The 25,114-nt window shown below is 41.3% G+C and carries 23 protein-coding genes and 1 tRNA gene; 8 read left to right on the top strand and 16 right to left on the bottom strand.

The window, feature by feature from the left end; translation table 11 throughout:
- Nucleotides 1-50 precede the first annotated feature (50 nt).
- From K7R11_RS00725 to rseP, 16 genes are all read right to left on the bottom strand, one after another.
- On the bottom strand, nt 51-707 hold the full coding sequence (locus K7R11_RS00725; protein ID WP_224487873.1) for an NUMOD1 domain-containing DNA-binding protein: 657 nt from the start codon (nt 705-707) through the stop codon (nt 51-53).
- Nucleotides 697-2,169 (bottom strand): hypothetical protein, encoded by a 1,473-nt coding sequence (locus K7R11_RS00720; RefSeq protein ID WP_224487871.1) that lies wholly within the window; start codon nt 2,167-2,169, stop codon nt 697-699. The genes K7R11_RS00725 and K7R11_RS00720 overlap by 11 nt, the downstream gene beginning before the upstream one ends.
- 174 nt (nt 2,170-2,343) lie before the next feature.
- Nucleotides 2,344-3,123 (bottom strand): hypothetical protein, encoded by a 780-nt coding sequence (locus K7R11_RS00715; protein ID WP_224487869.1) that lies wholly within the window; start codon nt 3,121-3,123, stop codon nt 2,344-2,346.
- Nucleotides 3,124-3,489: 366 nt separating this feature from the next.
- Nucleotides 3,490-4,458 carry a DUF3871 family protein gene (locus K7R11_RS00710; RefSeq protein ID WP_224487867.1) on the bottom strand — a complete coding sequence of 323 codons (969 nt, stop codon included), beginning with the start codon at nt 4,456-4,458 and terminating at the stop codon, nt 3,490-3,492.
- Nucleotides 4,445-5,332 (bottom strand): AAA family ATPase, encoded by an 888-nt coding sequence (locus K7R11_RS00705; protein ID WP_224487865.1) that lies wholly within the window; start codon nt 5,330-5,332, stop codon nt 4,445-4,447. The genes K7R11_RS00710 and K7R11_RS00705 overlap by 14 nt, the downstream gene beginning before the upstream one ends.
- Before the next feature lie 70 nt (nt 5,333-5,402).
- The gene (locus K7R11_RS00700) at nt 5,403-5,747 is read right to left on the bottom strand and encodes a hypothetical protein (RefSeq protein ID WP_224487863.1); all 345 of its coding nucleotides are present in this window, start codon (nt 5,745-5,747) and stop codon (nt 5,403-5,405) included.
- Between the two features lie 187 nt (nt 5,748-5,934).
- Nucleotides 5,935-7,701, bottom strand: coding sequence for an AAA family ATPase (locus K7R11_RS00695; protein ID WP_224487861.1), 1,767 nt, complete (start codon nt 7,699-7,701; stop codon nt 5,935-5,937).
- A complete protein-coding gene (locus tag K7R11_RS00690) occupies nt 7,701-8,780 on the bottom strand; it encodes an HpaII family restriction endonuclease (protein WP_224487859.1) in 1,080 nt (359 codons plus the stop codon). The genes K7R11_RS00695 and K7R11_RS00690 overlap by 1 nt, the downstream gene beginning before the upstream one ends.
- The gene (locus K7R11_RS00685) at nt 8,780-9,901 is read right to left on the bottom strand and encodes an EVE domain-containing protein (RefSeq protein WP_224487856.1); all 1,122 of its coding nucleotides are present in this window, start codon (nt 9,899-9,901) and stop codon (nt 8,780-8,782) included. Before K7R11_RS00685 ends, K7R11_RS00690 begins: the two co-directional genes overlap by 1 nt.
- The gene (locus K7R11_RS00680) at nt 9,880-10,920 is read right to left on the bottom strand and encodes a DNA cytosine methyltransferase (protein ID WP_224487854.1); all 1,041 of its coding nucleotides are present in this window, start codon (nt 10,918-10,920) and stop codon (nt 9,880-9,882) included. Before K7R11_RS00680 ends, K7R11_RS00685 begins: the two co-directional genes overlap by 22 nt.
- Nucleotides 10,910-11,596: a hypothetical protein gene (locus K7R11_RS00675; RefSeq protein ID WP_224487852.1), complete on the bottom strand. Its 687-nt coding sequence runs from the start codon at nt 11,594-11,596 to the stop codon at nt 10,910-10,912. Before K7R11_RS00675 ends, K7R11_RS00680 begins: the two co-directional genes overlap by 11 nt.
- A 9-nt stretch (nt 11,597-11,605) precedes the next feature.
- On the bottom strand, nt 11,606-12,013 hold the full coding sequence (locus tag K7R11_RS00670; RefSeq protein WP_224487851.1) for a very short patch repair endonuclease: 408 nt from the start codon (nt 12,011-12,013) through the stop codon (nt 11,606-11,608).
- A 5-nt stretch (nt 12,014-12,018) separates the two neighbouring features.
- Nucleotides 12,019-12,882, bottom strand: a complete 864-nt coding sequence (locus tag K7R11_RS00665; RefSeq protein ID WP_224487849.1) for a hypothetical protein — start codon at nt 12,880-12,882, stop codon at nt 12,019-12,021.
- A gap of 400 nt (nt 12,883-13,282) precedes the next feature.
- A complete protein-coding gene (locus tag K7R11_RS00660; RefSeq protein ID WP_224487848.1) occupies nt 13,283-14,476 on the bottom strand; it encodes a site-specific integrase in 1,194 nt (397 codons plus the stop codon).
- Between the two features lie 228 nt (nt 14,477-14,704).
- Nucleotides 14,705-14,778, bottom strand: a tRNA-Asn gene (locus K7R11_RS00655).
- A 131-nt stretch (nt 14,779-14,909) separates the two neighbouring features.
- Nucleotides 14,910-16,232: an RIP metalloprotease RseP gene (gene rseP, locus K7R11_RS00650; RefSeq protein WP_224487847.1), complete on the bottom strand. Its 1,323-nt coding sequence runs from the start codon at nt 16,230-16,232 to the stop codon at nt 14,910-14,912.
- A gap of 159 nt (nt 16,233-16,391) precedes the next feature.
- Here rseP and K7R11_RS00645 point away from each other — a divergent pair, with 159 nt between their 5' ends.
- The 8 genes from K7R11_RS00645 to K7R11_RS00615 all read left to right on the top strand — a co-directional run bounded on the left by K7R11_RS00645 (nt 16,392) and on the right by K7R11_RS00615 (nt 25,091).
- Nucleotides 16,392-17,066, top strand: a complete 675-nt coding sequence (locus K7R11_RS00645) for an SCO family protein (RefSeq protein WP_224487846.1) — start codon at nt 16,392-16,394, stop codon at nt 17,064-17,066.
- A gap of 271 nt (nt 17,067-17,337) precedes the next feature.
- Nucleotides 17,338-17,583, top strand: coding sequence for a FeoA family protein (locus K7R11_RS00640; RefSeq protein ID WP_224487845.1), 246 nt, complete (start codon nt 17,338-17,340; stop codon nt 17,581-17,583).
- Nucleotides 17,580-19,679, top strand: a complete 2,100-nt coding sequence (gene feoB / locus K7R11_RS00635; protein WP_224487844.1) for a ferrous iron transport protein B — start codon at nt 17,580-17,582, stop codon at nt 19,677-19,679. Before K7R11_RS00640 ends, feoB begins: the two co-directional genes overlap by 4 nt.
- Nucleotides 19,680-19,735: 56 nt before the next feature.
- Nucleotides 19,736-21,016: an MFS transporter gene (locus K7R11_RS00630; RefSeq protein WP_224487843.1), complete on the top strand. Its 1,281-nt coding sequence runs from the start codon at nt 19,736-19,738 to the stop codon at nt 21,014-21,016.
- Nucleotides 21,017-21,050: 34 nt separating this feature from the next.
- Entirely contained in the window at nt 21,051-21,203 is a 153-nt protein-coding gene (locus tag K7R11_RS00625; RefSeq protein WP_224487842.1) for a hypothetical protein, read from the top strand.
- A 106-nt stretch (nt 21,204-21,309) separates the two neighbouring features.
- Entirely contained in the window at nt 21,310-22,845 is a 1,536-nt protein-coding gene (locus K7R11_RS15060) for a S41 family peptidase (RefSeq protein WP_317196457.1), read from the top strand.
- 9 nt (nt 22,846-22,854) lie between these two features.
- On the top strand, nt 22,855-24,576 hold the full coding sequence (locus tag K7R11_RS15055; protein ID WP_317196456.1) for a PDZ domain-containing protein: 1,722 nt from the start codon (nt 22,855-22,857) through the stop codon (nt 24,574-24,576).
- A 2-nt stretch (nt 24,577-24,578) separates the two neighbouring features.
- Nucleotides 24,579-25,091, top strand: a complete 513-nt coding sequence (locus K7R11_RS00615) for a DUF6155 family protein (RefSeq protein WP_224487840.1) — start codon at nt 24,579-24,581, stop codon at nt 25,089-25,091.
- The last annotated feature ends 23 nt before the right edge of the window (nt 25,092-25,114 follow it).

Below are 25,114 nucleotides of genomic sequence, written 5' to 3'. Positions count from 1 at the left end.
AGAGTTATCTATAATTAAAAAGGGCAACATTTCTGCTGCCCCTGTCCTCATTAAACGTACTGAAACTTATAACCATGTGTTTGCTTTCGCTCTCCTCTGCAACATCGTGCAATACAGGTTTTAGATATTCCTGTTAGATTACTGGCACTCGAAACAGAATCAAAAGTTGCCAATTTCTTACCATTAAGACTGAATTGAATAACCTCTTTCTTTCTCTTGTCTCCTTCTGGTATTCTGTATGTGTCATTCTTAATATAGCTCCAGTAATATCCTTTACAGGTTTTATTTTGCCCCCTACAGCAATTACTAATGCATTGCCTACTTGCGTTTAAGGCTTTTCCAGCCTTTTCCAGACTATCATACTCAGCCAGGAGCTTTCCATTTTTAATACTATACTGATATACCTCTTTCTGGATGCCTCCACCCGAATCTTGATTATAACCGACTAAAAAGCTGTCAAACTTGTCAACATATTTTTGCTCTTTTCGAGCCAGCTCATTCGAAGTATTTGCGGTGTCTATCAGCTCCCATGTGAAAGCCTCGGGACCATAGGTCCCGATGGCTTCCTGAAAGTAACTGCCAACTTTATTGTTGGCCTTTTGAATATGGTCAGCTTTTCTTTCCTCCAGTGACTTTGTTGTAGCCCCGATATAAGTTTTCCCGGACTCCTTGTGAGTCACCTTGTAAATAATCTTCTTAGGCTGCATTATTCACCTCCTTTCGCGTTTTGTCAGTTTTCAGAATGAAGGAATATTTTCCGCCAGATGATCTATCATCATATACATAACCTTTTGCCGTTGCATAAGCTTTAAGCCATTTGGTGAACTTATGTGAAGAAGTATCAGACATGTTAGGAAATTCCTCATGAAATAGCTTTTGACATTCTCTTTTATCCAACCACGTATCTGTTTCTTCTATTACTTCCATGAATGAATAGAATTCTGGAGATGTATTATTTACAATTGTATTATTTGTTAAGTTTATCGGCTCTGCAATGATCAATCCATGGGTTAAGTATTCCTTAACACAAGTCATCATGAAGTGGAAGAACTTGTTCCACTCCAGCTTATCCCAGCCAGTAAAAAAGATGCATCCAAACTCTGACTCAGGGGTGTTTTCGAGATTGTAATAATTATGAACTTCGAATTCACATCTTCTTCGGGCATCGGTGTTACCGCCTGTTCCTCTTACCACATAGTTGCTGGATATTGCAATTTTGGGTGCATCCTCTGGTTTAATGAATTCTTCCGCTTTTTGTTTCCTTTCAATTGGAATCCCAGTAGTGATCATTGAGTAAAGAGACTCCATATTAAATTCCGTAGTTACATCATCATAAAACACAACATCTGTGGTCCTAGTGATTCGTTGATTTTTAAACCAACTTTTGGTTTTGATATTCTTCCCATCCATGGTGACCACCTCTCTCATTTTCTCAACCCCTTTAAGCAATAAACTCTTTCCTGTTCCACCATTTGCAGTACCGTCAAAGTTGATAACTTCATCCATTAAAATTATGGCGCGTGGGTTAGCTGGGTCATGATAACGATGCATCAGGTATCCCAAATTCGTTTTTAAAGCTAGAAGTCTTTTACCATTATTATTTGCAATATTGGCACAGAAAACTTCAAACATTGACCCTCTAGACAGGTGATGGGGAGGGGTATACTCATGCTCGTTTATCCTTGACGCCCATATTTTTCCTTTGAATTTAGCGTATGGAATGTTTTTTATTTCGTCCTTATCCACCTTGCATAATTGATTTTGGAAAAAGAAGTAACTTGAAGTTCTCCCATCCCTGTCTTTGACGGGCTCCACACGTTTCAGGAATTGTAATTTAGCCTTAGAAAGATAAGAGGGACTCCCTTTTGTGAAAGTTTCTAACACCTCAAATTCCTTTAGCTTTTTAAGGTAATCTTCTACATATTCCGCGATAATGAAAATTGGGATTTCTATTACAACGTTGTTTTTTTCTTGCACAAGGATGTAATCAGAGTCATTGACCATAACCTTGGCAAATCCTGACTTCGATAAAAATTCAATGAATTTAGATTCAATAATTCGGCACCTAGTTGGTTTTTCACTCTCTTCAGTTTTAGTCCAGAATTGAATGGATTGGTTTTGATCTTTTACCTTCTTTCTGGATTCTTTTTTGGTGTTTTTAGTTACCATCGCTTTAAAGTTTAATAATTAATAAATTGTTCTTGAGAGTTGTTGGCGCCTTAACTTCTCATGGACAAATCTATTTGGTTAATCCAGCAAAAAGAAGAATTTCAAAGAGTTGCGTGGGGTATAAAAAAACCCCAACAATGTGGGGTAATGATTTTTTCAATTTAGGTTATTAAGTTATTTAAATAAGTTGTTCAGTTTTTCTGATTCGGTTTGATGCCTGGGATCTTGCCTGTTCTTTTGAATAGTTTTGTATGCCTGGGTGATGGGTCTGTAAGACTTTGATTTGGAATCATTGAATAAAAAGTGAGTTTCAATAAGAGCTCCGAGTTCTTTTTCCCCTGATTGTTCAATTGAGATAATACCATCATTAGCAAGTCTTGTAAAAAGCAGACAAACCTCCTTTTTACTTAGATTAAACTTGATCTTATTGTCTTCGGGATTAAGAAAACTTTTAGGTAGAAACTCATCGTGCAACTTTTGAATGCAATATTCTATAGTTTTTCTAATAAGAGGTTTGTAGCTATACAAATGATCGGAATAGTTGATTTTCGGCAATAAAGATTGAAAATACTCTATGTTTAATTCGATTAGACGAAATAGCGCTTCACTTTCCAGTATGTATTTAGTTCTTATTTGATGTTCTAAAATTTCAAAGTGAGATGTAGGTATTCCATTAATAACTTTCTTAAGGTTTTTGTCAAGTAAATGGAGAAAGTAATCTTCGTTCTCCAGATCTTGAGATTCTATACTAGAAAGACAAAATCTTTTTAAAAAGAAATCTTTATTGCGCTCTTGCTTGGATTTAATTTCCTCCAGGTCATTTTGATAATTCGCTGGTAGATCTCTATTCCCTAAATCCAGGTATGCAAAAAGCCACAATAAGTTTTTGAATTTATCGATCTCTAAAAAGTCTTCAAAAGTTGCTGTCGGGGCTCCATCTAATCCTTCTCTCATAGGTTTGCTATAGACTATTAAATTAACTTGTCAAGTTGGCGGACATTCATAAATTATATTGCCAACTTTTATACAATTATATCAAAGTGGTTGTAAAAATAAGCCTGATTATTAATTATAAAAACGGTTTTCAAATTAGTCGATAATTTTACTGCAGTCACCTGATAGGTGCGATTCCTTTTCAAACCTCCTACATCTTCCCTTGCCAAAACCTTAAAAGGGCAATATAAGGTAGCCAGTTTATTGAAATAGGTGCAAACCAGGATAGAATTAGGTGAGCAGTACTGCAATAATTCTGCAATTTCTTTCTTGTTCATAGTAAAGGAAAAGCCCAGATCTTTGCCTGGGCTTTTTAGCCATGTTTAATTAATTCAGGAACCAATTAGGTGTGTTAGATTCTATAGATTTTGCCAGCGATTTCGTTATCTCGTACGCATTGACACTTCGTTTTATAAAGGAGTCAATATAGCTGCTTTTATTTGCCCCCGTCATAAGGTTGTAAAATTGCCAAAGGTCTATTGTTCCGTCTTGATTCCTTTGGAAATTAGGATCTTCATAGTATGCTCTTGTCATGCTGTTGAGTTGGCTATCACTGTACTTGAATGACATAACATCTTCCTTTTCTTTACTGGAGAGGTGTCCAAACATTTTAGCCTTACCTAGAAAGTGTGCAAATTGAGGTTCTGTCAAATGGAAGTCTCTTAATTGGGTTAAGGTTAAGAGATGTTCTTTCATCTCATAGTTTCCAATGACATCCATGATACTCCGCTTTAGCTCTGATTTACTAGAGGCCCTAATAGTTTCTACACTACCATCACTGGAAACACACAGGTTGGTACACACTAAATTCTTAAAGCCTACGAAGAATTTAAATTTCTCAAAGGTCTTTCGACTGTATAAGTTCTCCTGGTTTAAGGCTCTTACTCCGCCTAGTGTCAACTTTAATTCATTCCCATTTACATTAGCCGTAATAGAAGGGATTTCAATGGTAAACATCATTCGTTCATAATAAATAGTTTTTTCGTGGTCTAATAATGACTTAACAGGTTTGCCTATTGCATCAGGAGTTCTGCCTTTTACGACATGGCTAACCCTGATATCAGGCACTCCAATTTGCTGTCCAGAAAAAATGGCTTGAGCACATTCATGTGCTGTTTCTACAAATTCCTGATGGGCAATGATACTCTCATTATCCTTAGAGAAAACGGGAATAATACAATCTTCTTTGAGGTGAGTAAGTTCAACCATTTTGGTATTCGCCTCAATGAAGTTTGGGTTTCTACTACGCACAATTTCCCTTTCAGGAACCATAAGGGTGTTTTCAGTTGTTGTCATGTGTTGGTCTTTTATTATTATCAATGATTTTATGATCAGAAACGATGATGCGCTCTGTTTTTTCTAGTGCCTCCTTTCTGGAAAGGATAAGCGGCATTAATTCATTTTTCAAGGATTGATATTTCTGATAAAGATGTCTGAGTCCCTCAATAGTCTCGCATGCTAGTATTTCCTTTTTGACAAGAGCAATATCCTCGCTTTGGGTGCACCATTTTTTGAGCTGTTTACCAATAGCCTCATTAATGATGAATTCAGGCTTGTTCATAAATAGTCCTGTTCTGTCCTTTGAAGCCTTGGCTAAATGATTCTCATTAATGAGCTCCAGGTTCACGGTTAATTCGTATTCAAATCCATCACGGGTGATTTCCTTTGTACCGTGCTTAACGACCCTGCTTTTCCCGTTCTGGGATACATCAAGAGAGTAATCAGTCTTTCTTCTGGTGGTGCAAATCACATGACAGGAAGAAGAGAGAATGGTGTCCAACAGGGCTTGATGCCTGGGAGTGACTTTTGCCCAATCTTGAAATCTCCCGCCCAGTTTCTCATGAATATCTAAACATCCGCCAGGTCCATTCCATTCATGACTTAGACTATCAATAATAATCACTTCGAGACCTGCATTTTCACAAAGATGTAGAGCTTCAATATACTTTTCAGGGGAATAAGGAGGAGCTAGATTTATGACGTTAAACTCACCCAATTGTGAGTACAGGCATGCTGAATTACTCTCGGAGTCAATAATGGCTATTTTACTATAGTCTTCCGTGAGCCCATGAGCCATTAGGAGGGATGAATAAGTCTTGCCGAATCCCGAGGCTCCTGAGATTCCAATTCTCAACTTGGTGTTGCCTCGTTTTGCTTTAATCAGTTTCATATGCATACAATTAATTATATATAGGTGTATAAAAAACAAAAGAGCCATTACTGGCTCTTCTGGTTTGTGGTTAATAAATCTCTGACTCCTCAACGACCTGGTTCTCTATGACCTCCTGAGTGTTGTCTTGATACTCCCATCGATGCTCCAGGGTAACTATTTCACCCGTTTCTGGAATAGCATACTGATAAGGTGCAGTTTCAACTTTGACAATCTTGCCTGGGAATTGCATTCCGATTAGGTCTTTACAGGTGTCTTCGTCAAATGTAGTACTCACAGTACAGGTCTTTGCGGTGAAATACAACTTGTCAGTGCTTTTGCTTCTAACGGGGGTTACGCTTCCTTGAAGGACCAATACGTAGAAGGCGTCCCCGGTTTTCGATTCCCTTTTTTTGTAATCTTTTACTGTTACCATTTTGAAGATATTTTAATTGGAAACAGCGGGGGACCCTCCCCCACTTAAGTTTTGGGAGGGGTGTCATGTTATTTATGAAGCATTCTTGATAAAAATCAAAAAAAAATTTCGGATGGAGAAGGTAGAAAGTTTTCTGAAAAACTTGGCATTTTGTTACTATGCCAACATGCCAAGTTATTTTATCATACTATTGATCTCGCATTTTATCTAAGAGATTCTTTATAGTTGTGTAAGATTCGTCTTTAGCATGAATCCACTTCTGAATAAATTCAGCTTGAAGGAATTTGAGACCTTCGTTCAAATCATATAAATAATTGGATAGATTATGAAGATGTTCTTTGGAATTACGGCCCTTTAACTCCTCAAGTTTTTGTTGAGCCTCTTCCCGATCTAATCCCTTGATAAATATGATTTTCTCGATGGCAATTTCATCATTCCAAATAATATCTTCTGGAATTGACTCAGGTAGATAATGAACTTTATCCAAATAATATTGTAAAAACTCCCTTTGCTTTTGTAGTTTTTGATTGATATTTCCACCACCTTCTGGAGCTCCGTCTATGGCGAATGAAATTTTACAACCGGTTTGTTCTTTGATTTTTTCGTCTAGAAAATCAGGATCGGAGTACTGAACTTGGGTAAGACCAAGAGGATTTATATGATCTTGTGAAGGTTTTTGATCGCCATCAAAAATGATGTATGGGCTTAAATTGAAATCTATACTTTGTGAGATGTTCTTTTTAATAGTTTGTGCACCTCCGGGGTGAATCTGGATATCAAAACTTTTTGCTATATCCTCGCCCATATCTTTAAGAACCGAATAGATTATTTCTTTTGCAAGATCATCCTCAACTATGATTTTAACCTTGTCATTATTTTCGAATTCCAACTCCAAAAAGGCCTCCTGAGGCCTTCTTTCATCTTCCACCTGAAACTTACCTTGTGCATTCGTTTTAAATACTTTGATGGAATTTTTAGGCATCTCATCCAGTAAAAAAGGAGAATGTGTAGAAACAACAATCTGTAATTTTTTCTTCTTAATCTCTGTTAACAGATAATCCCTTAATCTTTTTTGCGAGCCTGGATGTAATGAGGTTTCCGGCTCATCCAGTAATAATAAAGTGTTTTGATTGCATTTATGAATGCGATGGACCAATATTATTACTGCTGTTTCTCCACTGCCAGCATAAGCCTCACTGTAGTTTAACTCAGGACTTTTTAGCCTGATAGAGAATCCTTTGTTTTTATAAAATGAGTGATCTAGAATAGTGATTTCCTCGTACTTTTTTCCCAGAATATGAGAAATAATTTTCACTTCTTGCTCGCTAAGTTTTATGGCAGGTTCGTTTTTGTTTTTCCCATAATATTTGATGATTTTTCCGCTGTCGTATGCCTCTTTTAGCTTACCTGATTTAGCCCTAATGTAATCTTGCCTTGTTAATATAGTGGGAGTGGGAGTGAAAGGGATGCTGTACATAAAACAATCGAAAGCGCTAAGCTCTGCTCTGAAATCTAGGTATATTACCTCTTTATCAATTGGAGAGTTTCTTTGACTGGTATCCATCCCATACTTTTTTACTGGTCTTGAGGGTTCCCAATTATCAAAATTCTTTTGACGTAATATTCGTTGTTTCAACACTTCAAATATTGTGTCATTTTCCTCATAGGCATAAATAATAGCATTTCTGTTTTTCGATTCATCAATTGGATCTAATTTGGTGGAGAACCAGTAATCACCCAAGGAGTATCCTTTAGGACATCCATATAATGACTGTAAAACTGAGCTTTTACCACTACCATTTTTACCGACAAGGAAGGTGATTGGAAAATCGAAGCTAATTTTGGTTCCAGGTATTAAGTTTTTAAAAAAGGGATAGCGGATGTATTCAATGTAGTTGACGAAAATTTTGTTATCTCTTATTTGCTGAATTTCTTTAATCTCCTTGTCAACCATTATTTAATAAATCTAATTTGTAAATTAAGCTTGAGGAATGTTTTTGTGCCCTCGGTATATATATACCCAAAATCATGTCTGGAACTGCTTGCTGTTTCCAACCTGGTGTTATTAAAGAGGTAATTTTCGAATTGGTTTTTATCGTAGTTGTGATAACAAATCAGTTCCCCTTTTTCTTTTACAATTATATAACCTCCCGTAGCGTCATAGGTTCCAGTCCATGGTTTTGCGGGCATCATTCCCAGGGCAACCTCGAAAAGGAATTTTTTGATCTTATAATCATAGAAATTTTGTTGTGAACCGGTGGAGTATGCAAGTGGATTGTGATTGGATAATATTTTGGATAACTCATTTATGCTTGAAGATTTACCTTGATAGTATAAAAGGATCAATTCTCCTATAATTTTATTTAAATCACTGTCAATAAATTGAAGATTATCCGACAATGATTGTCTTTCCGGACCCAGAGGTTGAAATTGACCACCCTTTTTAAGAACCCAATTTAATCGGTCCATTATTTTTGATGATGAGGAGATATTATTAAGAAAGTTTAGTTCTTCTTGTATAAGTGCCAGGTTTCGTATCTCATAAACGAAATTGGTTGTTTTGCCCGCATTGAGTAAGGTGGATGGGTTTCCAAGTTGCGATTTTATGCTAAATCCCATTTCAGGATTGGTGCCCGATCTGGGGTCATGAATTCTCAAGTTTATATCGGTCTTTTTACTTGATTTGGCCTTTAATGTGTAGATGCCAGTTGAATGCATGAATCTTTCAACCGATGGGACAGAAAATGCTCCCTTGCCTGAATAAAGAATTTTTTCCAGTAATTGATAAGCATGGTGCCTAAACAAGTCTCTTTTTATGGATTGTGTTCCCAAGGGACCTTCGACTAGAACTTCCTCTTCTTTAATGGAAAAAAGAAGAGTATGATTTTGTTCTTTTCTAGTAATATTTATAAGGGGATGCTTTTGATTCGGTAATGGATTAGAGAGGTTGTCACCGGGAATAATGAATCCATCTCCTAACAATTTGAGAAAGACATAGATTTCGCTCCATTCACCCTTATTCCCCGTGATCATCAAATTATTTTTGATAATTCAACCTTGTTATCTGGTAGAACTTGGTATTTGATAAGGGATACAATATTTTCACTTTCAACCAATCTTCTATTTTCCAAATATTCAACAACTTGTTCATCAAAATCGTTGGAAATGTAGACTCCTTCAAAACTGTTGATAGGTAGTGATTTAGATGAAGCAAAGGATTTCAAATAATTCATTAATTGAGATAAATCCCTTATTCCTATTTTTTTATCTCGTTTGAGTTCAAAGAAGCTGTAAAAATCAATTCGATCTTTAGATCCGAAGGTTGCTAGAATATCACTTCGGTACTGCATGAGTTTGAAGATAGGAGCCTCAAGAATTAGTTCGTTGAAATTTGTTAAGTTCAATTTTTGAATCACATTGTTCTTATCATGTAATACGTTGTAGACAATATAGGCGTGCAATATATCCTCAAGGGATGTTATTCCATTATTACTCTGGTGATTAGGAATTTTGTTAAATAAAACTTTAGTTGGAGAAGTCAAGGAGTTAAAATTAGTGACAGGGAGGTTTAACGCCTCTATGGAATTGAATCTTTGCTTGACATGAGTTATTGGAGTAAAGTTGTTTGGATCAGTTTTTGGATTGTATTTATAAAATAGCTTTAATATTTCCTGATACTCTTTTTCGAAGAGTTGACGAATGCCTCTATAAGAGGCATTCACATCTCTTTCAACCGTTGCAGTAGAGTTAATTTTCCCTTGTTCTACAAGTGAATAAAATTCATGAGAAGGAATATTGTTTGGGAAAAAAAACTCTTGTACGAAATTAAATCGAAAGGGGTATTTCTGATAAGGATCTTGAAATAGATCGTCAAATAGTATATATGGGTTTTCTGTCACTCTAAAAACGCCCATGAATTCCTTAGCTTTTCTAATATATAGAATGATAAGGTCTCCTTCTTTGACGCCATATAAGTCTTTGATCTTACCCCAAATCACTCCTTCTGAATCTGAATATTTCAGTGTTTTTCCAGAAGAAGGTTTTGGTTGTCCATTAGCATCAGAAAACACATTGCCAAAGGAATTACCATAAACACCTTCAAGAATTGAGATTTCAGATGCCTCTGGGTTAGTTATGCAGATATGGAATCCCATACAGGTGCTGTAATTTGGTTAACTATCTTTTCAGCTGTAGCTTTGATTGCAGGAACAGCTACGGAATTTCCAAATTGTTTGTAGGCCTGTACATCGGAAACGATAATCTTGTAATTATCGGGGAACCCTTGCAGTCTGGCCCATTCTCTCGGGGTCATTTTTCTAATTCCCTCTCGATTCACTTCTCCTTTTATTTTTGTGACGGGTGTGAAATCCGTAAGTCTATCATCATGAATCAAGTTTCTTTCTCTGCCCATACCTCCACAAACGATGGCATTAGCGGTTTTGTCATGATCAATAACCTGATAACCGAATCCGTTACCTTTACTGGCATGTCGTGCTTTATGTTGGCGTAAAGTTTCAAGGTATACGGTTGACAAGTAATATTTGCTTGATACGATATTCTCCTCAAGAATATCCTCGATTACGGCATTGGTGTTTGTTGGTGTTGGGTATTGGAATTCCTCTATCCCCAGATCTCTTCTAAATCCGACAATGAATACGCGTTCACGGTTCTGCGGAACACCAAAGTTTTTGGCATTTACAATTTCCGGATTCGGCACATAATAGTTCAATTCATTCCTAAGTACATTGAGGATTGTGGCTAGAGTTTTTCCTCCTTTGTGATTGAACAAACCTTTAACATTTTCGAGAAATATGGCTTTGGGTCGTCTTTCTTTAATTATTTGTGCGACATCAAAGAAGAGGGTTCCCCTGGTGTCTTCAAATCCACCTCTTTTGCCTGCAATCGAAAAAGCTTGGCAGGGGAATCCAGCACATAATACGTCGAAGTTCTCAGGGATTGCATTTTTTGTTTCATCCAATGTAATATCTCCATGAGGCCTTTCTCCATAATTGGCCTCATAGGTTTTTTGAGCATATTTGTCCCATTCGCTGCTAAAAACGCATTCGCCTCCCAGTTCCTGCATTGCCATTCTGAATCCTCCGATTCCTGCAAATAAATCAATGAACTTGAATCTGGGGTTGGGAGGAGTTGGAAATGGTATATTATCGTTCATAGGTTTCTATTTTTTTTAGTAACAAATTCAGGGTGGACTTCTTGAAAAGATAGAAATTGGAGGCCAATTGAGCATCTTTTTCCCTGTCCAAATCTAACACAATTTCTTTTTTATCGGAATAGTCATGACGGTTATATTTCAAGGATTTATAAACATTACTTCTCTTGGATGCTAGCTTTAGACTTATTGAATATTCAACTTCATTTTGTGTGATAATCAGGTCTACTCCATTTTTATAATCTTGTCTAATGGAATAAGTGACTTTGTCGAATAATTTGGATTCCGTACACATTAAAAAAAAATGATAGTCTCTAATCAGAGAGGGATATGTTCGAAGTGCACGGCCTTTTACGGCCTCGATATTAATCGGTTTGGAATCTGGACTCTGTAGGTTATAGTATTTGCCATTTTCCAATTTAAAGCCTACCCCAAAGTAGTGGTTAAGGAATTCTTTTTCTGACGGTATCCTTTTTGAGTTAAATACCAAGAAATAAAAGGAATATATAAATGGGGGTAGCTTGGTGTTTTCGACATCCTTGGACTTTGTTTTACCTTCACCCGAATATGACATGTTATCAAGTTGCTCCTCGACCATTTTAGAAGTGAGGTTCACCTGATTTAGGATATAGGCTTTTTTGCCTTGGAATTTTATGTCCAATACGGATTCGGGAAACATTAAGTGCTTTTACTTCAAGTTATCAATGATCTTCTGACAACAACTGTCGGGGTTTTTAATAATATCTTTTCCCCAAAAACGGAGTACCGTCCAACCCATTTCTTCTAGAGTTTCATTCACCTCACGGTCTCTTTCAATGTTTCTCTCGATTTTCGGCCACCAGAATTCTCTTTTACTTTTTATGTTATGTTTGGACTCTTTCCAATTCTTACCATGCCAGAATTCACTGTCACAAAATACAACAACCTTCTTACTTTTAAAAACAATGTCCGGTTTGCCGGGGAGAGAATTTACATTTTTGCGATACCGGTAACCTTTTGACCATAGGGTCTTACGCAACACCGTTTCAATCTTGGAATCCTTGTTTTTGATGGATTTCATGATTTCACTGCGTTTGTCTTTATCGAACCGATCCATAACAATTAATTCAATTTCAATGCTTCTTTTTCCAGTGTATCGGTATAAGATATGAATGAGGCAACCAACGCGCTAATGTCTTCGTTGTCCAATATAACTATTCTATAAGATTCAATATTTCTATTTTTTATCTGTTCAATCTTTTGTTCAATAACCCTCAATTCATCATTAATCGTTGTTCTTTTTTTTAATTCCTCCTGGATGTCTATTTCTGCTCTTTTGTGCTTTATGTCGACGTCCCTTAAATTCAAGTGTGATCGAGTATCAATCCAGCTAAGAAATTCCTTGTTCACTTTTTTACTTTGGATGTAACCATCATTATGAATGATATGATTTCTGAGTATAAAGAAATATTTCAAATCATTCCATATGAGATCATTCCCTATATCGAATGACATTTCTCTGATTAAAAATTGCTTGATTAGTTCAATTGTGCCCGGAGTTTCTTCGCGATTCTTTCTTTTGTCTTCGAGATACTTTTTTTTAAATAATTTGAAAGGAGAATTGCCCTTTGAGGCATAGTTTCTTTCAAAACTATTAACGAACTCCAAAAGGCAATATTCAATTTTCCCAATTACATACAATAGATCAGAATACCGCCGGAGATTAGGGTACTGCCCGCTAATAAAATCTTCCATTTCTTCTAGATTTATTTCAGAACCCTCATCGATATATATTTCTTTGTATTTATGGGTGGTTTCGTGAAATCCATATTCATATTCCTTTGTTTTGGATTGGATTTCATCCTTTCTGAATTGATCTTCGGAGTATTTGCTTAATCTTTCATTTTCCTTTAAGAAATATAATAATGGTTTAAAGCCGCGATCAATATCCGGATTAAACCAACCTTGATACCTGTGAAATTTCATATCATAGAGATTTAGAATTTGAGCAACAAACCTAGCAAGTTGACGCCTGCCAGGTTGCCAAGTTTTTAAATTAGAATGTTGAATTGAGTAAATCAAGGAAGTTTTCCCTTTAATTCCATGCGGTTTTCCTTAAATACCAAACAGTTATTCAATTATTATTGAGTTTATTTCAAGCGAGATGCGATGAATTTTTTTTAATATATCATTAGAGGTTTCATTATAATTTTTGTCTTTATAAAATTGAAACATTAACTCGATATATTGAATTTTTAAGAACTTATAACGTGATTGAGCCTTATTATTTAGGTTGACTCTTTTTTCCTTTTTAAGCCAGATCGAATATAGGTGGATTAAATCTTCAAAGTTCAGCATAGTAGAATATTTTCTACAAAGTAAATTTTTATTCTGAAGAATCAAAGAAGATTCTATTGATTTCCTGGCTAATCTTTCTTCTGACAACCTTACCGTAATACCCTTCCGTGATGTTAATACTAGAATGTCCCAATAATTCACTAACTATTTCCATTGTTACATTGTTGTAGAGTAAAACAGTCGAAGCGAAGGTCTTTCTGGCAGTATGGTGTGTCAGTCGCTTTTCTATTCCCAATATCGAGGCTATTTCTTTCAGATATGAGTTGAGCTTTTGGTTGCTTATTCGTGGAAATATGTATTCCTCCCTACTGGCATAACTCTGCAAAATTTCAAGGGAGGTTGGCAATAGTGGTATCGCAAGGTCCTTTTGTGTTTTCTCCCGATTAATCTCAATCCATAGATTATTGTCAAATCCTTTAAGAATATTACCCTTTCTAAGGTTCATTAATTCTCTGTAGGGAAGTCCGGTGTAGCAGCTAAAAATGAATAGGTCTTTCACGAAGTTTAATCGGGGTTGTTTGAAGTTGTGCTCTTCGAGCTTTTTCAGTTCCTCCCTATCCAGGAATACAACTGTTTTAAGGACTGTTTTGGGCTTGTGCTTCACGAAGGGATCTTTGTCCAATAATCCTTCATTACAGGCCTCCTTAATGGGTTTTCTGAGTCGTTGTATTTCCTTGTTGATGGTGACTTGCTTTTGATGCAGTACTATCTTTAAGTAGTATTCAAAATCCACCAAGAATTGATGTTTGAGTTTACTGAGAGGGAGGTCCTTTTGGTTGATTTTCCAATTGATGAATTGAGCAGTATGCTCTTTCACATAATGGTATTTGTTCCATGTTGCCTGCTTTAGGTCTATACCTATAAGTTTCTTTTGCTTGATCAGGTATTTTTCGAAATAGGCGATTAGTGTCTCTTCATGTTTGGTTTCTTTATAAAAATATCTGTCGATGATATCCTGGACAGTGAAACTTTCTTCTCTAACCGACAAACTTAAAAAGTGTCTATCCAGTTGTTGTCTTATTATGGCGAGGTTGCTATTGATAGCCTTGGAGGCCGTCAACTGCTTTTTAGCGTTCCATGATAAGGATTCAATGAATTTTCCCGTAGAGAATTGTTTTCTGCTTCCCTGGTAGGTGATTCTGCAGTAGATAGGAGATTGCCCTTTCTTGTTGATTCTGGAGGGTTGAATAAAGAATAAAATGTTTAGTGCGTCTTGTTGCATGACCAATGGATTTAAGGTGAAACAATGGGCATACAATTCGAATCAAAACATGTGGACCTTTTCCTTTTACAGTGGACCGAATAGTGGACCTTTTCTTTAAGAAAAGTTGTCAACCTGGCATTTCAGGGATTTTCATATAAATCTCCCAAAGTGCTATAAATACCAGTATAGATAGGCTATAAAATCAAAAAAGTCCAACTAATTAAAGTCGGACTTTCTGCTTGTTTGCTCCCCCTCTTGGGCTCGAACCAAGGACCCTCTGATTAACAGTCAGATGCTCTAACCAACTGAGCTAAGGAGGAGTGTTATTTTCTGAACTTTCGTTACATTTTTTCCTCTGGTGAGGCCCGCTGTAACTGGGGTTATCCCTTTTTTGCGGTTGCAAATATATATGTTTTTTTATTTACGCCAAACAAAAAATTAATTTTTTCTGTTATTCGAAAATGGCGCGGTAGATGTCATTCCCGTTGGCATACAAAAGTAAGCCAATTAAAATAAAGAAACCAACCATTTGCGCATATTCCATGAATTTGTCACTGGGCTTTCGTCCACTGATCATCTCGTACAGGAGGAACATCACATGCCCGCCGTCCAAAGCCGGGATGGGTAAGATGTTCATAAAAGCCAGAATGATCGAGATCAAAGCGGTGCTCATCCAGAATCCCTGCCAGTCCCAGGTCTCGGGGAACAGTTTGGCGATGGTTCCGAATCCGCCGATCTCCGTGGCTCCCTTTTTAGTGAACAAAAATTTAAGCGAAGCTACATAGTCGTGTAGGGTCCAGTATCCGTATTTGATTCCCGCAGGAATGGCCTCTGCAAAACTGTAATCCAGTTGTTGTATGCCTTCCGTATTCAATTTCGGGTATACCCACACCCCGATTACCTTGTCGTCGGTGATGGCCACATCCACCGTGTCCCGGTTTCCGTTTCGCTCATAGACCAGCTCTAAGGGCCCTTCGTTATTGCGTACTTCGTTCTTGAATTGGTCCCACCAGATGGCTTCATTGCCATTTATACTAAGGATCTTATCTCCCGTGCGCAGGCCGGCTGTTGCTGCAGGGAGGCCGGGTGAAACGCTGTCTATTACAGAGGGAGCTCTTGGGTCCAGCGGATTCGTGGCTCCGGATTTGTATAAATAAGTTCCCAGGCTATCCGGTAGTTGCAGTACTTCCGTCGTATTATCGGCATGCGTTACTTCCACCGATTCCAGTCCTCTGATGAGAAGGAGTCGGTTCACCTCAAGAATATTAACAGGAGTTTCTCCGTCGACCTTCAGGATATGGTCTCCATCCCTGAATCCGTATTGCTTAAGTTCCTGGGCAACGGCAAACCCGTTGGGGAACGTGTCCGATTTCACTTCCTCCCTTCCCCAAACGAAAAGGATCATGATATAGATAAAGAATCCCAGCAGGAGATTTACGGTAACCCCACCGATCATAATGATAAGGCGCTGCCAGGCGGGTTTCGATCGAAATTCCCATGGCTGGGCCGGTTGCGACATTTGCTCCTTGTCCATGCTCTCATCGATCATCCCCGAGATCTTTACATAGCCTCCAAGGGGCAACCACCCGATTCCGTAAACGGTTTCCCCGATCTTCTTCTTGAAGAGGGCGTATTTTACATCGAAGAACAGGAAGAACTTCTCTACCCGGGTCTTAAAGAGCTTTGCCGGGATAAAGTGACCTAATTCGTGTAAAACAATGAGTATGGATAAGCTTAAAAAAAGCTGAATGGTCTTTACTATAATAGGGCTCATAGGTGCTATTAGAATTCTTAGGGCACAAAAGTAAGCTTTTCCACCTTTTTGGCACAATCTAAAGCTTTGCTCTTCCGGTTTTTTAGCATGGTTTTATGAATATTACTCCAGTTCGCGTTCTATGGCTTAAATTTGCAATCGCTAATTTGCCGCTAGATCATGCTACAGTTTTTCAGTAAATACAAACCTTTCTTTTGGGTGATGCTCGCTTTAAGCGCAGTGATCGTATACCTTTTCTACACTGCCCTTAAGCCTGAGCCGGTACTTCCGGTATATCAGCCCTCCATGGTTAATGCAGAACTGGTAGATGAAGACCTTCAGTTTATACGAAAGTACCATACCATAGCGCCCTTTAATCTGGTCAACCAGAATGGAGATACCATTACAGAGAAGGATTATGAGGGAAAGATCTACATTGCGGATTTCTTCTTTACCACCTGTCCGACCATTTGCCCGGTAATGACCGATCATATGGTGGAGATCCAGGAACAGATTCTGGATGATCCTGAGGTAATGCTGCTTTCCCATACGGTAACTCCCGAGATCGATTCCGTGCCTCAGTTAAAGGCCTATGCCCGAAAGAAGGGCGTTGTTGATCAAAAATGGAACCTGGTGACCGGAGACAAGAAACAGATCTATGAACTCGCCCGGAAGAGTTACCTGGCAGCCAAGTCTACTGGTGACGGAGGTGCTTATGACATGATCCATACCGAGAATTTTGTGTTGGTGGACAAGGAAAAGCGAATCCGCGGATTTTACGACGGCACAAAACAAGAAGACATCGAAAAACTACTGGAAGATCTGGCCGTCCTGAAGGCCGAATACAGAAAGTAATCAGCATTGGGATAAGGTGTTGAAAATAGCGAGTAGAAAGACCTGTAAATTGGAGCCTTTTGAGTGCCAAAGGTCTTTATTATCTGTTTCTGACTCTTGACTCCTGATTCTTTGTTCCTGACTCTTTGTTCCTGACTCTTTGTTCCTGACTCATTATTCCCGGCGGAAATCGGACGCTGGCAGCGGTAGATCTCACTTTATCCTTCCTTCCCTTCATCACCTGCGCTCTTTTTACTATTTTTGCTTCTTTAAAATCAATCTAAATAAGGTTTTGAGGTATACCATTGCTGATTTGAAACGAGGGCAAAAGGCTGTGATCAAGCATGTAGACACGGATGAGCTGCCCATAAAACTCCTGGAGATGGGGTGTTTGCCCGGAAATGAAGTGGAATTGATACAGTTTGCTCCGTTCCAGGACCCCATGTACCTCAATATTAACGGTTCTTACCTGGCGATCAGACGCGAAACTGCCCTTCAGGTTGAAATACAACCCATAGAGCAAAATCCCGGCTTATGAGTAAACAGATCAATGTAGCCCTCATTGGAAATCCGAATACTGGAAAGACCTCTGTTTTTAATGCGCTGACCGGACTCAACCAAAAAGTTGGAAATTACCCCGGAATTACTGTGGAAAAAAAGGAAGGTATTTGCAAACTCCCCAGGGGGGTGAAGGCTCATATCCTCGATCTCCCCGGTACCTATAGCCTCAATGCGACCTCCCTTGATGAAAATGTGGTGATTGAGCTTTTGCTCAACAAGAACGATAAGGACTTTCCGGATGTGGCTGTTGTTGTGGCCGATGTGGAGAACCTCAAACGTAACCTGCTTCTGTTTACCCAGATAAAGGACCTGGGAATACCTACCATATTGGTGATCAACATGGCCGACAGGATGCGTCGTAAGGGAATCACCCTGGATGTTACTTTAATGGAAGAGCGCCTGAAGACCAGGATCGCTCTGGTAAGTACCCGGAAGGGAGAAGGCATTGACACGATCAAGGATCTGATCTGCGATTACAAGCATCTTTCTACCGAACCCTGTTTGAACGCCTCCCTGATTGATCCGGAATATTTCAACGGGTTAAGGCGGGCATTTCCAAATCATGATTTGTATAAATTATGGCTGGTCATCACCCAGGATGTGAATTTTGTCAATCTCGACAGGCAGTTGGTTGCCGATACGTCTTCCTTCAGTACCCACTCTAAATCGGCTCTTAAGCGTTTGCAGCAAAAGGAGACCATCATGCGGTATCAGTTTATCAACGGGGTGCTAAAGGAAGGATATGCCGTGGATATCAATGTGGCCAAAGGTTTTCGCGCCACCCTCGACCGGCTGCTCACCCATAAGGTATGGGGATACCTGATCTTTTTTATGATTCTGATGGTGATCTTCCAGGCGATCTATGACTGGAGCAGTTACCCCATGGATTTTATCGATGAAATGTTTGCCTCCCTTAGTGAATGGGTAAAAGCAACCCTGCCAGCAGGAGCCTTTACCAATCTGGTTGCCGAGGGTATAGTGCCCGGCCTGGGTGGGATCGTGATCTTTATTCCGCAGATCGCATTCCTTTTCCTCTTCATTGCCATCCTTGAAGAAACCGGCTATATGAGTCGTGTGGTTTTCTTGATGGACCGGGTGATGCGACGATTCGGTTTAAGCGGTAAGAGTGTAGTGCCGCTGATCTCGGGAACGGCCTGTGCCATACCGGCGGTCATGGCCACCAGGAATATTGAGAACTGGAAAGAGCGGCTGATCACCATTCTTGTTACTCCGTTTACCACCTGTTCTGCGCGATTGCCCGTATACCTGATTATTATTGCCCTGGTTATTCCCAATACCCGGGTATTGGGCATGAACCTGCAGGGGCTTACCCTGATGCTGCTCTACCTGCTCGGATTTGGCATGGCGGTGTTCTCGGCCTGGGTACTCAATAAGATCCTGAAGATAAAAAGTCGTTCATTCTTTGTTGTGGAGATGCCTAATTATAAGCTTCCCCTGTTTAAGAATGTGGCGATTACTGTAGTGGAAAAAACGAAAAGTTTTGTTTTTGGCGCAGGAAAGATCATCCTCGCTATATCTATCATCCTTTGGTTCCTGGCTTCCAACGGACCCTCTGATACCTTTGACGTGGCAGAAGAACGCGTAGCCGAACAGGTGGATGTGCAGGGCATGACCCCTGCTGAATTTTCCAATAAGGTCTCGGCCTATAAACTGCAGGAATCCTATATTGGAATCATGGGGAAGGCCATAGAACCCGTGATCCTGCCCCTGGGTTATGATTGGAAGATCGGGATCGCTGTGATCAGTTCTTTTGCCGCCCGGGAAGTCTTTGTAGGTACCCTGGCAACTATTTACAGCGTGGGAAGCGATGAGGAGGAGACCATCAAGAAAAGGATGCAGGCAGAGGTGAATCCCGTAACCGGGGAAGCGCTGTTTAACCTGGCCTCGGGTATTTCCCTGTTGCTGTTCTATGCCTTCGCCATGCAGTGTATGAGTACCCTCGCAGTGGTGAAAAAGGAAACGAATTCCTGGAAATGGCCGGTGATCCAGCTCGTCTTCATGTCGGTTTTCGCATATGTGGTAGCCTTGATCGCGTATCAGTTACTTAAATAGGTAAGGGCGCATATTTCAGGATTTTTGTAAATTCCACGTACAATAAATCTGTCTTTATGCCTGCTCCTACGAAGAAAAGTGTTGCCATGATCGTATTGGTAATGCTTACCTTTTTTCTGATTTCCTTTGCTACCAATATTCTTAATGCCATAATCACGGAGGTTAAAACGGCATATAGCCTTAGCCTTACCGCCACCGGGTTGTTACCCTTTTCCTTCTTTGTGGCCTATGGAATCATGTCGATACCCGCTGGTTACCTTGCTGATAGCTGGAGTTCCAAAAAGATCATTTCCCTTGCGCTGTTGGCCATTGGAATAGCTTCTGCCGGATTTGTGTTCTTGCCGGAATACAAATGGTTTTTGCTTACCCTGTTTCTCCTGGGGAGCAGTATGGCCGTGTTGCAGGTGGTTATCAATCCGCTGCTGCGTATTTCCGGGGGGAGTGAGCATTTTGCGTTTTATTCCCTTTTGGCGCAATTGGTTTTTGGGGGTGCCTCATTTTTAAGTCCCCTGGTGTACCAGAAGGTGGTTCATACCGAAACCACGGGAATTTGGGAGCTGCTCCGGTCTTTTGCTTCCCCCCAGGGCAGCTGGACGGCCATGTATCTGATCTTCTCTTTTATGGCCTTCGCCCTGTTTCTTTGGGTAAGAATACTGCGGTTTCCCGCCGTGGAATGCACGGGAGAGGAGAAGCAGGAAGGATGGGACAGCTTCAAAAAATTATTTCGCAATAAGTATACCTACCTGTTTTTCCTGGGCATTTTTGCCTATGTCGGGGTAGAGCAGGGTATTGGAAACTGGATCTCTCCGTTTTTACAGGAGTACCATGGTATAGACCCGCAGGGGTTGGGAGCAGAGACCGTTTCCATGTTCTGGGGTATGCTTACCCTTGGGTGTGTCCTGGGATTATTATTGGTTAAGATCATGGACAGCAGGGTGGTGCTCGCCATCTTTACCATGCTAAGCCTTTTAAGCCTGGTAACCGCCCTTCTGGGGAAACGCGACATGGCCCTGTACGCGTTTCCGGCATGTGGATTTTTTATTTCGGTGATGTGGTCTGTGATCTTTTCCCTGGGCCTTAACTCGGTAAAGGAATCGCATGGTTCCCTCTCCGGAATTCTGTGCACCGGGATCGCCGGCGGAGCTTTTGTGCCGCTTATCGTTGGAGTGCTGGGAGAAGGATTCGGCCTTCGGAACGGAATGTTCTTTTTGATCCTTCCCCTGCTGTATATCCTTTCTATCGGCTTCTGGGCCAATCCTCTTATCCGCAATAAGACCCTCGGCAGTTCGCGAAAATCAGGGGAGGCTCATGTGAGTCGGGAGGTGATTTCCGAATAAGGACTTCTGTTCGGTTTTCCTTATCTTTGCAGGTATGAATACCCTGATACAGGACATATTGGTATACCTCATTACCTTCAGTGCGCTGGCCTACCTGGCCTATAAATTCCTTGTGCCTTCGCGATTTAAAAGATCGCGGAATAAGAATGCCGGAGTTTGCGGCAAGGACGATTGTGGGTGTCATTAATTTCTTTCCCGGCCCTGGTATTTCTGAATAGGGCGTTAATTGCCTTTGAGCGTTGCAGTCATTTTCGTACTTTCATTTGCGATTAATCAATATGCAACACACTTTCATGAAAGTATTTCTATCCCTCAGCCTGATCATGATCAGCCTTTCAGGCTTTGGTCAGGGCACACAGCTTTTGCGTCAGCCTGCGATTTCTTCAGAATATATTGTTTTCGTTTATGCCAATGACCTATGGAGGGTAGGTATTAACGGGGGGGACGCCGTGCGACTTACTTCCGGGGAGGGGTACGAATCCCTTCCTCATTTTTCTCCCGACGGCAGCCAGATCGCATTCACTGCAGAATATGGCGGCAATATCGATGTTTACGTGATCCCTGCATCGGGTGGTAGTCCGAAGCGACTAACCTGGCACCCTGATGGCGATTATGTACAGGGATGGACACCCGACGGGAAAGTAATGTTTCGCTCGTCCCGGGAAGCATATCCAACACGATTAAACCGATTTTATACCGTAGCCGTAAATGGCGGCATGCCCGAGGTCCTGGATATTCCCAGGGCTGCCTTTGGGGAATTATCTCCCGACGGATCGATGGCCGCTTATATCCCGATAACCTTCTGGGATCCGGAATGGCGTAATTACCGAGGGGGGCAGGCCATGCCGGTTTGGATTCAGGATATGAAAACCGGGGCCCTCACAAGAGCGCCACAAACGACAGGGGAAAGACACCTGGATCCGGTGTGGTACGATGGAAAGGTATTTTATATATCAGAGCGTGATTATGCGGCCAATATCTGGTCTTTTGACCCGCAGTCTAAAACCGAAAAGCAACATACCTTCCATTCGCAATTTGATGTAAAGAGCCTGGATGCCGGGCCGGATGGTATTGTCTACGAACAGGGCGGGTATCTGCATCGGCTACATCCTGAAGACGACCGAACTGAGCCTCTGGAGATCCATGTTAACGGAGATATGAATTTCTCACGGGTACGCTGGGAGCAGGTCAGGCCTGCCTCGGTACGCAACGCCAACATCTCTCCTACCGGAAAAAGAGCGGTGTTTGAATATCGCGGGGAGATCATCACCGTGCCAAAAGAGAATGGCAGCGCACGCAATCTAACCAATTCTCCCGGAGCTGCAGACCGCGCTCCCGTGTGGTCTCCGGAGGGCGACCGGGTCGCCTGGTTCTCGGATAAAAGCGGGGAGTATCAGCTGGTGATCGCCGACCAGTTTGGGGAGGTACAACAAACAATTTCCTTTGATAAACCTACCTTTTACTTTGAGCCGGTTTGGGCTCCGGGCGGAGGGCATATCGCATTTACCGATACCGATTACAGGATCTGGATCGCCAATGTTGCCACCGGGAAGGTAAGCGCTGTAGATGCCGATCGTTATGCCCACCCGAACAGGAGTATGAACCCGGTCTGGTCGCCGGATGGGAAGTACATTGCTTATGCAAAACAGCTGGAAAGTCATTTCAAGGCGATCTTTGCCTATAGTTTGGATGCCGGGAAGGCCATGCAGCTTACCGACGGGATGGCCGATTGTATCTCCCCTGTCTGGGATGCCAATGGGAAGTATCTGTACTTTCTGGGGAGTACCGATTACGGTCTGAACACCGGTTGGCTCGATATGAGTTCCTAAGATCCCGATGTGAACAGAAACCTCTATTGTATTGTCCTCTCGGATAAGGATGGTTCCCCGGTGCCTTTGAAATCTGACGAAGAAGTTGCAGAAGAATCCGTCCCGGAAGAAAAACAGGGTAAGAAGCAGAAAGGGAAAAAGGACGCGGATAAAAAGGAGGAAGAGAATAAGGTGGTTGTAGATCTTAAGGAAGAAGGCCTGTGGAAACGCATCATTGCACTAAAACCGGAAAGTGGGGCCTATACTCAGCTGGAAGCCGGAGAATCCTTGAAATTACTTGTCGCGAAGGCATTGGATGAAGATGGCGGAGTAAAGGTCTTTGAGTATAAGGTCGATGAGGAAACTCTTGAAGATTTTGCGGATGGGGTGAATTATATGAGGGTATCTGCCGACAGAAAGAATGTCCTGATCAGACAAGGCGGGGTCTGGGGTATTTACAGTTCCTCAGGCAAGATTAATGGCGATAAGGAGGCTGCTCTTAATCTGAACACCAGTATTAAAGTAGATCCCCGGGCTGAGTATCATCAGATCTTCAGGGAAGGGTGGCGCTATATGCGGGATTTCCTTTATGTGGATAATGTACATGGGGCGCCATGGGATACTATTTATGAGTGGTATTCGCCTTGGATCGATCATGTTCGTCACCGCACCGATCTCAATTATGTGGTTGATATCATGAGCGGGGAGGTGTCGGTAGGGCATTCCTATGTCTCCGGTGGAGATTTGCCGGATATCGAACGCATTCCCGTCGGACTTTTAGGGTGTGACCTGGAAGTGACAGAGGGGAAATACCGGATCGGGAAAATATATAACGGCGAGTCCTGGAATCCCGGACTGGAAGCTCCGCTTTCGTCCCCGGGTCTCCAGGTGAAGGAGGGTGATTTTATTCTAAGTGTAAATGGCAGACCCCTGGAAGCTTCCATGAATCCATACCTGTTATTCGAGCAAACTGCCGGAGAGCTGGTAAGGCTGGAGGTGGCCGGGAGTTCAGATGGTAAGGGCAAAAGAGAGGTGCTGGTAAAGCCTGTGCGAAGCGATCGCGGACTCCGGACTGCCGACTGGATCGAGGCTAACCGAAGAAAGGTTGACGAGATGTCGGAGGGTAAGCTGGCGTATGTATATGTACCTAATACCGGAGGAGGCGGGTTTACCAGTTTTAACCGGTATTACTTTTCCCAGCAGGATAAGAAAGGGGTGATCATTGATGAACGCAATAACGGGGGAGGTTCTGCAGCCGACTATATGATCGATATTATGTCGCGTAAACTCTTTGGTTACTTTAACAGTAAAACCGGGGATCACCGTCCGTGGACCACCCCTATGGCCGGTATCTGGGGCCCTAAGGTGATGCTGATCAACGAGCGGGCCGGATCCGGAGGAGACCTGTTGCCGTATATGTTTAAAGCAGCAGACCTGGGACCTCTGGTAGGTACCCGAACCTGGGGTGGACTCGTAGGAACATGGGATACCCCACCCTTTATTGATGGTGGCCGGATGGTGGCGCCCCGCGGTGGATTTTACGATACAGATGGCAACTGGGCTGTAGAAGGAGAAGGCGTGGCTCCGGATATTGAAGTGATCCAGGAACCGGCAGCAGTCCTGGAAGGCCGGGACCCACAGCTGGAACGGGGCGTGGAGGAAGCGATGAAACTGCTTGAGAACAATGAATTTGAACTACAGCCTGAACCTGCGGCCCCGGTGCGTTGGAAGAGGCCGGCAAAGGATAAATAAGGATGTCAAAAAGATCTTTGAGTAAATACCTGAAAACCCTTGATGAAGACCAGCTAAGGGAACAGATCATGCATCTCTACGGGACCTTTAAGGATGTGAAGGTGTATTATGATTTCGTATTTAATCCGAAAGAAGATAAAATCGTACATGAGTGTAAGGAAAAGATCGCTAACGAATATTTCCCGGTAAAACGAAGGAAACCCAGAGCGAGACGATCGGTAGCGCAGAAATATATCAAGCATTTTATGACCCTGGGGGTTAACCCGGTGCAGGTAGCCGATGTGATGTGGTATAATCTTGAGATCGCTGCGACTTTCAATGCCGATAAGAACGTAAAACAGCAGGCCTTTTACACATCTATGGCCAAATCCTTTGACGAGGCCATTAAGTATACCCTTGTTCACGGTCTGTATGATCAGTTCGCCACAAGAATCAAAAAGTTGGTGGCAGAGATCAGCGAACAGGATTGGCCCAGCATGTATGCCATAGAACAGAGCATGGGGTTGTTAGAATAAGAATGAATCATTACAACAGATAA

It is taken from the genome of Robertkochia flava (assembly GCF_020166515.1).
Classification (GTDB): Bacteria; Bacteroidota; Bacteroidia; order Flavobacteriales; family Flavobacteriaceae; genus Robertkochia; species Robertkochia flava.
This window is presented reverse-complemented; position numbering and strand designations above follow the sequence as displayed.

Coding starts and splice junctions, on each gene's coding strand:
- K7R11_RS00725 (WP_224487873.1), bottom strand. CDS start 707: ATGCAGCCTAAGAAGATTATTTACAAGGTGACTCACAAGGAGTCCGGG.
- K7R11_RS00720 (WP_224487871.1), bottom strand. CDS start 2,169: ATGGTAACTAAAAACACCAAAAAAGAATCCAGAAAGAAGGTAAAAGAT.
- K7R11_RS00715 (WP_224487869.1), bottom strand. CDS start 3,123: ATGAGAGAAGGATTAGATGGAGCCCCGACAGCAACTTTTGAAGACTTT.
- K7R11_RS00710 (WP_224487867.1), bottom strand. CDS start 4,458: ATGACAACAACTGAAAACACCCTTATGGTTCCTGAAAGGGAAATTGTG.
- K7R11_RS00705 (WP_224487865.1), bottom strand. CDS start 5,332: ATGAAACTGATTAAAGCAAAACGAGGCAACACCAAGTTGAGAATTGGA.
- K7R11_RS00700 (WP_224487863.1), bottom strand. CDS start 5,747: ATGGTAACAGTAAAAGATTACAAAAAAAGGGAATCGAAAACCGGGGAC.
- K7R11_RS00695 (WP_224487861.1), bottom strand. CDS start 7,701: ATGGTTGACAAGGAGATTAAAGAAATTCAGCAAATAAGAGATAACAAA.
- K7R11_RS00690 (WP_224487859.1), bottom strand. CDS start 8,780: ATGATCACGGGGAATAAGGGTGAATGGAGCGAAATCTATGTCTTTCTC.
- K7R11_RS00685 (WP_224487856.1), bottom strand. CDS start 9,901: ATGGGATTCCATATCTGCATAACTAACCCAGAGGCATCTGAAATCTCA.
- K7R11_RS00680 (WP_224487854.1), bottom strand. CDS start 10,920: ATGAACGATAATATACCATTTCCAACTCCTCCCAACCCCAGATTCAAG.
- K7R11_RS00675 (WP_224487852.1), bottom strand. CDS start 11,596: ATGTTTCCCGAATCCGTATTGGACATAAAATTCCAAGGCAAAAAAGCC.
- K7R11_RS00670 (WP_224487851.1), bottom strand. CDS start 12,013: ATGGATCGGTTCGATAAAGACAAACGCAGTGAAATCATGAAATCCATC.
- K7R11_RS00665 (WP_224487849.1), bottom strand. CDS start 12,882: ATGAAATTTCACAGGTATCAAGGTTGGTTTAATCCGGATATTGATCGC.
- K7R11_RS00660 (WP_224487848.1), bottom strand. CDS start 14,476: ATGCAACAAGACGCACTAAACATTTTATTCTTTATTCAACCCTCCAGA.
- rseP (WP_224487847.1), bottom strand. CDS start 16,232: ATGAGCCCTATTATAGTAAAGACCATTCAGCTTTTTTTAAGCTTATCC.
- K7R11_RS00645 (WP_224487846.1), top strand. CDS start 16,392: ATGCTACAGTTTTTCAGTAAATACAAACCTTTCTTTTGGGTGATGCTC.
- feoB (WP_224487844.1), top strand. CDS start 17,580: ATGAGTAAACAGATCAATGTAGCCCTCATTGGAAATCCGAATACTGGA.
- K7R11_RS00630 (WP_224487843.1), top strand. CDS start 19,736: ATGCCTGCTCCTACGAAGAAAAGTGTTGCCATGATCGTATTGGTAATG.
- K7R11_RS00625 (WP_224487842.1), top strand. CDS start 21,051: ATGAATACCCTGATACAGGACATATTGGTATACCTCATTACCTTCAGT.
- K7R11_RS15060 (WP_317196457.1), top strand. CDS start 21,310: ATGAAAGTATTTCTATCCCTCAGCCTGATCATGATCAGCCTTTCAGGC.
- K7R11_RS00615 (WP_224487840.1), top strand. CDS start 24,579: ATGTCAAAAAGATCTTTGAGTAAATACCTGAAAACCCTTGATGAAGAC.